This is a genomic window from Thermodesulfovibrionales bacterium, assembly GCA_026417875.1.
Classification (GTDB): domain Bacteria; phylum Nitrospirota; class Thermodesulfovibrionia; order Thermodesulfovibrionales; family CALJEL01; genus CALJEL01.
In genome coordinates this window covers 1-577 of sequence record JAOACK010000149.1, presented here as the reverse complement: position 1 = coordinate 577, position 577 = coordinate 1, and the positions used below count along the sequence as shown (strand labels likewise).

Annotated in this window: 1 protein-coding gene; it reads left to right on the top strand. The window is 38.6% G+C overall.

Features of this window, described 5'->3' with window-relative positions:
* Positions 1–577 (top strand): GTPase HflX (hflX, locus tag N2257_10815; protein MCX7794876.1); only part of this gene is annotated, 577 nt, incomplete at both ends.

Here is a 577-nt window from a genome sequence, read left to right as displayed (position 1 = left end):
GACATATTTGCACAACATGCAGTCACAAGAGAGGGAAAAATTCAAGTTGAGCTAGCACAATTAAAATATCTATTTCCGTTTCTGGGCATAAAACAAACTGCACTCTCTCGTTTAACAGGTGGAATAGGTGGAAGAGGACCTGGTGAAACGAAATTGGAGATAGATAGAAGAAGGGCAAGGGACCGAATTGCTCAGTTAGAACAGGAAGTAAAAGAATTGGGGAAACGGCGTGAATTAAGAAGGCAGGTCCGAACAGTCCGTCAGGTTCCATCAGTTGCTATTGTAGGATATACAAATGCCGGGAAATCTACATTATTAAACAATTTAACAAATAGTTCTGTTGTTGCAGAAGACTTTTTATTTGCTACTTTACATCCTGTTTCGAGAAGGTTACGTTTTCCCCGAGAACGGGAAGTAATTATAATTGACACAGTAGGTTTTATAAGGAATCTGCCAAAGGATTTGATGTCTGCATTTCGGACTACATTTGAAGAAATTAATGATGCGGATTTATTGTTGCATGTTCTGGATGTATCTTCGGAGGATGTTGAAGAAAAACATGATACAGTGGTAAAAC